The 6,968-nt window shown below is 70.1% G+C and carries 5 protein-coding genes; 4 read left to right on the forward strand and 1 reads right to left on the reverse strand.

Features of this window, described 5'->3' with window-relative positions; translation table 11 throughout:
* Positions 1 to 65: 65 nt before the first annotated feature.
* A complete protein-coding gene (locus IF188_RS19720; protein WP_191173526.1) occupies positions 66 to 2,183 on the reverse strand; it encodes a S9 family peptidase in 2,118 nt (705 codons plus the stop codon).
* Between the two features lie 253 nt (positions 2,184 to 2,436).
* Here IF188_RS19720 and IF188_RS19725 point away from each other — a divergent pair, with 253 nt between their 5' ends.
* The 4 genes from IF188_RS19725 (at position 2,437) to IF188_RS19740 (ending at position 6,715) form a co-directional block, all read left to right on the forward strand.
* The gene (locus tag IF188_RS19725; RefSeq protein ID WP_191173520.1) at positions 2,437 to 3,789 is read left to right on the forward strand and encodes an inorganic phosphate transporter; all 1,353 of its coding nucleotides are present in this window, start codon (positions 2,437 to 2,439) and stop codon (positions 3,787 to 3,789) included.
* Entirely contained in the window at positions 3,786 to 4,118 is a 333-nt protein-coding gene (locus tag IF188_RS19730) for a peptidase (protein WP_191173521.1), read from the forward strand. The genes IF188_RS19725 and IF188_RS19730 overlap by 4 nt, the downstream gene beginning before the upstream one ends.
* A 62-nt stretch (positions 4,119 to 4,180) precedes the next feature.
* The gene (locus IF188_RS19735) at positions 4,181 to 5,089 is read left to right on the forward strand and encodes a metallophosphoesterase (RefSeq protein WP_191173522.1); all 909 of its coding nucleotides are present in this window, start codon (positions 4,181 to 4,183) and stop codon (positions 5,087 to 5,089) included.
* Positions 5,090 to 5,236: 147 nt separating this feature from the next.
* Complete coding sequence (locus IF188_RS19740) at positions 5,237 to 6,715, forward strand: aspartate ammonia-lyase (protein ID WP_191173523.1); 1,479 nt, start codon at positions 5,237 to 5,239, stop codon at positions 6,713 to 6,715.
* Positions 6,716 to 6,968 lie beyond the last annotated feature (253 nt).

A 6,968-nucleotide genomic window follows, 5' to 3' on the forward strand; every position in this document is an offset into this window, starting at 1 on the left:
AACCTGGAGCGGATGTCTCGGCCCGACGCCGTACGTCAGACCGAGGCATCCACCCGCCGGGGGCGTCAGGCGTCGGCGACACCCAGCACGTCGAGCAACCAGGCCAGCTCGAAGGCGCGCTCGCGCCAGGCGTTGTAGCGGCCCGAGACGCCGCCGTGGCCGGCGACCATCTCGCACTTGAGCAGCGCGTCGGCGCCGACCTCTCGCAGGCGCGCCACCCACTTGGCAGGCTCCACGTACAGCACGCGGGTGTCGTTGAGCGAGGTCACCGCGAGGATCCGCGGATACTGCACACCGGAGCGCACGTTCTCATACGGCGAGTACGACTTCATGTACGCGTACACGTCGGCGTTGTGCAGGGGGTCGCCCCACTCGTCCCACTCGATGACGGTCAGCGGCAGCGACGGGTCGAGGATCGTCGTGAGAGCGTCGACGAACGGGACGTCGGCGAGCACGCCGGCGAACAGCTCGGGGGCGAGGTTCGCGACGGCGCCCATGAGCAGGCCCCCCGCCGAACCGCCCTCGGCGACGAGCTGCGCGGCCGTCGTGTACCCGTGGTCGATGAGGTGCAGCGCGCAGTCCACGAAGTCGGTGAACGTGTTGCGCTTGTTGAGCAGCTTGCCGTCCTCGTACCACTGACGGCCCATCTCGCCGCCGCCGCGCACGTGCGCGACGGCGAAGACGACGCCGCGGTCGAGCTCCGACAGCCGCGCCACCGAGAATCCGGGTTCGATGGAGTGCTCGTACGATCCGTACCCGTACAGGTGCACGGGGCGGGGAGCGATGCCGGCGTCGCCGAACGACCTCTTGAAGACCAGCGAGATCGGGATCTGCGTGCCGTCCTGCGCGGTCGCCCACACGCGCTCCTGCGCGTACTCGGCCGGGTCGTAGCCGCCGAGCACGGGCTGACGCTTGCGCAGGTGCAGCTCGCGGGTGGCGACGTCGAGGTCGTACACGGTGCCCGGGGTCACGAACGAGCCGTAGCCGAGTCGCAGCAGCGGCGGCGCCCACTCCGGGTTGCCGCCGGTGCCCACCGAGTAGAGCGGCTCGTCGAACTCGATCTCGTCGACGGCGCCGTCGGCGTACGACAGCATGCCCAGGCGTGCGAGACCACCGCGGCGATAGGCCACGACGCCCCAGTCGCGGAAGGTCGAGACCCCGAGCAGGCGTTCGCCGGGGCGGTGCGGGATCACGACCTCGCGTGATCCGGAGGGATCGGATGCCGCCACCCGGACGAGCTCGAAGTCCAGGGCCCCGTCGTTGTGCAGGATGAACAGCACGTCCTCGCCGTCGACGACGGCGTGCTCGGAGTCGTACTCGACGCCCTCGACACGCGGCCACACGACGCGAGGCTCCCCGCGCAGGTCGTCGGCATCCAGCAGCCACTCCTCGCTCGTGATCGACGAGCCGAGCCCGATGACGAGGAACCGGTCGCTGCGGGTGAAGCCGGCGCCCACCCAGTACTTCTCGTCCGGCTCGTGGAAGAGCTTGGCATCGTCCTCGACGGGCGTGCCGAGCTCGTGCAGCCAGACGGTGTCGGGGCGCCACGCGTCGTCGACGGTCGTGTAGACGATGAAGCGGCCGTCCGGCGAGAAGGTCGCGCCGGCGAACGTGTCGGGGATGACGTCGGGAAGGTCAGCGCCGGTCTCGAGGTCGCGCACCCGGACGGTGTACCGCTCGTCGCCGGCGACGTCGACGCCGTAGAGCATGAGGCGTGCGTCGTTCGAGACTTCGAAGCTGCCGAGCGAGAAGAACTCGCTGCCCTCGGCCTCTACGTTGCTGTCGAGCAGGATCTGCTCGCCGGGCACCTCGGTGTCGGCGCTGAGCGACGGCGGCGTCCAGTCGTCGGGCGAGGCGAGGGGAGCGCGGCACTGGATGCCGTACTGCTTGCCCTCGACGGTGCGCCCGTAGTACCACCAGTCGCCGCGCCGGGTCGGCACCGACAGGTCGGTCTCGAGCGTGCGGCCCTTGATCTCGTCGAAGATGCGCTCGCGCAGGCCCTCGAGGTGCGCGGTGCGCTGCTGTGTGTAGGCGTTCTCGGCCTCGAGGTGCGCGACGACCGCCGCGTCCTCTTTCGCGCGGAACCATTCGTAGCGGTCCTCGACGTCGTCGCCGTGGTGCGAGCGGATTGTCGTCCTGCTGTCAGCGACAGGCGCGCCGGCGGCCGCGACGGGAGGATGGATGCCGTCGTCCGGCGTGGACGGGGCGGTTGCAGAGCCTGGAGCAGTCACCGTTCCACGCTATCCTCTCGGTGCGCCGCGGGCGCTGCTTCCAGGCGGGCCGCGGGCGCCGATTTCGCGTCACGTGGATCGACAGTTCGGCGTTGTAGGATTCTCGTGGCCGGTTGCCGGTTCCTTACGCCCTGGTGAACTCTTCGTTCGTCGCGCCGATCACGTCGGCACTTCCTTTCTCCCACTCCCTCTCGGAAAGCGAACGGTGGAAACCGCAGCCCTGATCGTCGTTCTGGTCATCGCTCTCGCGCTCTTCTTCGACTTCACGAACGGCTTCCACGACACCGCGAACGCGATGGCGACGCCGATCGCGACCGGTGCGCTCAAGCCCAAGGTGGCGGTGCTTCTCGCCGCCTGCCTCAACCTGGTCGGCGCGTTCCTGTCGACCGAGGTGTCGAAGACGATCTCGCACGGCATCATCAACGAAGACGCGATATCCAGTGCGGAGATGCTGCCCATCATCTTCGCCGGCCTCATCGGCGCCATCACCTGGAACATGCTCACGTGGCTGCTGGGACTGCCGTCGAGCTCGTCGCACGCCCTGTTCGGCGGCCTCATCGGCGCGACGATCGTCGGCACGATGTCGCTGTCGTCGGTCAACTTCGGCGAGGTGCTCGGCAAGGTGGTGCTCCCCGCCGTGATCGCCCCGTTCACGGCGGGTGTCATCGCGTTCGCCGCGACGCGGCTGGCGTACCTGCTGACACGGCGCTACGACGGCAAGCCGGACGGCCGCGACGGCTTCCGGTGGGGGCAGATCTTCACGTCGTCGCTGGTCGCGCTCGCGCACGGCACCAATGACGCGCAGAAGACGATGGGCGTCATCACGCTCACGCTCATCGTCGCCGGCTGGCAGAGCTCGAGCCAGGAGGACCCGTACACCTGGGTCGTGTTCGCGTGTGCGTTCGCGATCGCGCTCGGAACCTACGTCGGCGGCTGGCGCATCATCCGCACGCTCGGCAAAGGCCTCACCGACGTCAAGCCCGCCCAGGGCTTCTCGGCCGAGACCGCGACCGCGTCGACCATCCTCGCCTCGAGCGCGTTCGGCTTCGCGCTGTCGACCACGCAGGTCGCCTCCGGCTCCGTGATCGGCTCCGGGCTGGGCCGCCGCGGTTCGAAGGTGCGCTGGCGCACGGTCGGCCGCATCGCGATCGGCTGGCTGCTGACGCTCCCGGCGGCGGGCGCCGTGGGTGCCGTCGCCGCGCTGATCGTCACCTGGCTCGGCGGATGGGGCGTCTTCATCGACGCGGTGCTCGCCGTCGTGATCATCGTCGGACTGTTCCTGCGCTCGCGTCGTGACGAGGTGAACGCGAGCAACGCCATGAGCGAGGTCGCTGATTCGGGGCTCGCCGTCAAGGTCAAGCGCAACCCGCCGCCCACCCGCCGTCAGCGCCGCATCGCCCGCGAAGAGGCGCGGGTGCGCGCCGAGCAGCAGTCGCGCGAGAAGGCGGCCGCCAAGGCGAAGGCGAAGGCCGACGCCAAGGCCGCGGGGGAGCGCTCGAAGGCCGACGCCGCCGCCAAGGCAGCGGCGCGCCCGGGCAAGGGAGGCGACAAGAAGTGATCGACATCGACTGGCTCGCCTTCGTGCAGGTCTTCGCGGCCGCGCTCATCTCGTCGCTCCTCGTGGTCGGCTTCTACGCCGTCGCGGTGCGGCTGCTGGTGCGCGCCGGGCGGGTGCCCGTGGTCGCTCCGGCGGAGTTCACCGATGCCATCACGGTGATCTCCGAGAAGGAGGCCCGCCGGGCGGAGAAGGCCGCGGCGAAGGCCGCGAAGAAGTCGCCGCTCACCGACGGCCAGAAGCGTCTCGCTCTCGTCGGCGCGTACGCGTCGTTCGGCATGTGCGGGCTCGCAGTGCTGGCAGGACTGCTGCTCATCATCTTCGGCCACTGACCCCGTCGCCGCTCGACCACCGCTCGGGCGCGGGCGTCGGAGCCACGGCCTAATCTGGGGGCATGGTCTCCGCGCCCGTCCAGTTCGGCCAGCATCCGCCCGCGCGGCGGACGATCCTGCACATCAGCGACACGCACCTGCTGGCGGGCAACCCGCCGCTCGGCGGACGGTACGACACGGCTGCGAACCTGCGCCGGGCCCTTGCCGCGGCCGAGGCCACCGGCATCCATCCCGACGCGATCGTGTTCACCGGCGATCTGACCGATCTCGGCGAGCCCGAGGCGTACCGGGCGCTGCGCGAGGCGGTCGAGCCCGTCGCCGAGCGGCTGGGCGCGCCGGTCGTGTGGGTCGCGGGCAATCACGACGAGCGGCCCGCGCTGCGCAGCGAGCTTCTGGGCCTCCCCGCGACTGAGCAGCCGGTGACCGGGGTGTGGGACCTCGACGGCCTGCGCCTCATCGCGTTGGACTCGACGGTGCCCGGCTGGCACCACGGCGACCTCGACACCGCCCAGCTGGAGTGGCTGCGGGGCGAGCTCGCCACGCCGGCCCCGCTGGGCACGATCCTCGCGCTGCACCATCCGCCGCTGCCGTCGCACATCCCGTTCTTCGACATCCTCGAGCTGCGCGAGCAGGGCAGGTTCGCGGATGCGATCGCCGGCAGCGACGTGCGGGCAATCCTGGCGGGGCATCTGCACCACTCCACGAGCGGCATGTTCGCCGGCGTTCCGGTGAGCGTCGCGGCGGCCACCTGCTACACGATGAACCTCGCGCGCCCCGCCACCGAGGTGAACGGAATGGATGCCGGTCAGTCGTTCCATCTCGTGCACGTGTACGACGACACCATCACCCACGCGGTCGTTCCGGTCGTCGAGGCGTCCACGGCCGACTTCTTCTCACCCGAGTGGACCGCGCACATGGCACGGCTCACCCCCGAGCAGCGGCTCGAGGAGTTCTCGCGCAAGCGTCGGTGAGCTTCGCGCGCCGTGACGACGGGTCCTCCCCGGCGTACGGTGCGGAGGGGCTGGGTGTACGCCCCGTACAGCCTCGCGCCTCGTGCACGAGGGTAGGGTCGAAGCAACCCCGCACACCGCTGTGAACGACCCACGAGGACTGCACACATGGCTCTGGACGCAAAGACGCGAACCCGCATCGAGACCGATTCCCTGGGATCCCTGGAGATCCCCGCCGACGCGTACTGGGGCATCCACACCGCCCGCGCGCTGGAGAACTTCCCGATCTCGAAGCGCCCCATCTCGGTGTACCCCGACCTGGTCCGTGCGCTCGCGATGGTCAAGCAGGCCTCGGCGCGCGCCAACCGCGAGATCGGCGTGCTCGATCCCGCCAAGGCCGACCTCATCGACCGCGCGGCGCAGCTCGTGATCGACGGCGAGCACCACGACCAGTTCGTGGTGGGCGTCATCCAGGGCGGCGCCGGCACGTCGACCAACATGAACGCGAACGAGGTCATCACCAACATCGCGCTCGAGCTCGCCGGCCGCGAGAAGGGCGACTACGCGTTCCTGTCGCCGATCGACGACACGAACCGCAGCCAGTCGACCAACGACGTCTACCCGACCGCGATCAAGGTGGGACTCGGGCTCGACCTGGTCACGCTCCTGGAGGAGCTCGACCTGCTGCGACAGTCGTTCCTCGCCAAGGCCGTCGAGTTCCACGATGTGCTCAAGGTCGGCCGCACGCAGCTGCAGGACGCCGTGCCGATGACGCTCGGGCAGGAGTTCCACGGCTTCGCCACGACGCTCGGCTACGACCACCAGCGCCTCACCGAGAACGCGTACCTGCTGTACGAGGTGAACATGGGGGCCACGGCGATCGGCACGGGCATCACGACCCACCCGAGCTACGCTCCGGCGGTGCTGCGGCACCTGCGCGAGATCTCGGGTCTTGACCTCGCGACGGCCTCCGACCTCGTCGAGGCGACGAGCGACACCGGTTCGTTCATGTCGTTCTCGTCGTCGCTCAAGCGCAACGCGATCAAGCTCTCGAAGATCTGCAACGACCTGCGGCTGCTGTCGTCCGGGCCCCAGGCGGGCCTCGGCGAGATCAACCTGCCCGCGATGCAGGCGGGGTCCAGCATCATGCCGGGCAAGGTCAATCCGGTGATCCCCGAGGTCGTCAACCAGGTCGCGTTCGCCGTCGCGGGCTCCGACCTCACGGTGACGATGGCGGTCGAGGGCGGCCAGCTGCAGCTGAACGCGTTCGAGCCGGTGATCGCGCACTCGATCTTCCAGTCGATCACGTGGCTGCGTCAGGCGATGTACACGCTGCGCGTCAACTGCGTCGACGGCATCACCGCCAACCGCGAGCGGCTGGGCGCGATGGTCGGCTCGTCGGTCGGCGTCATCACGGCGCTCACCCCGTTCATCGGGTACGCCGCCGCCGCGGCACTCGCCAAGACCGCGCTGCTCACCGGTCGCAGCGTCGCGGACCTCGTCGTCGAAGCCGGGCTGATGTCTCCCGACGAGGTCGCCAAGCAGCTGTCGCCGGCGCGCCTGTCGGGCCTGGAGACGGTGACCGCCGCGATCCCGGTCGTGCAGGCCGCCGAAGACATCGTCTCGTCCGACACGCTCCCGCGCTGAGACCACGGATCGGCCGCGGTGGGGAATCATCCCCACCGCGGCCGATTGCTTCCGGCCCGTGACTGCCGCTACGGTCGTCCAGAGTCACATGCGAGAGGAAACCCACATGAGCGACCCCCAGAACCCCGTCGACCCGGCGCAGCAGCCGCCGGTGCCGGCGGCAGACGCCGCACCCGCGGCGCCCGCGCCCGAGCCGGCCGCTCCGGCGGCTCCGGCGTACGACGCCCCGGCCGCCCCGGCCGCCGAGCCGGCC

The organism is Microbacterium helvum (genome assembly GCF_014779795.1).
GTDB classification, from domain to species: Bacteria; Actinomycetota; Actinomycetes; order Actinomycetales; family Microbacteriaceae; genus Microbacterium; species Microbacterium helvum.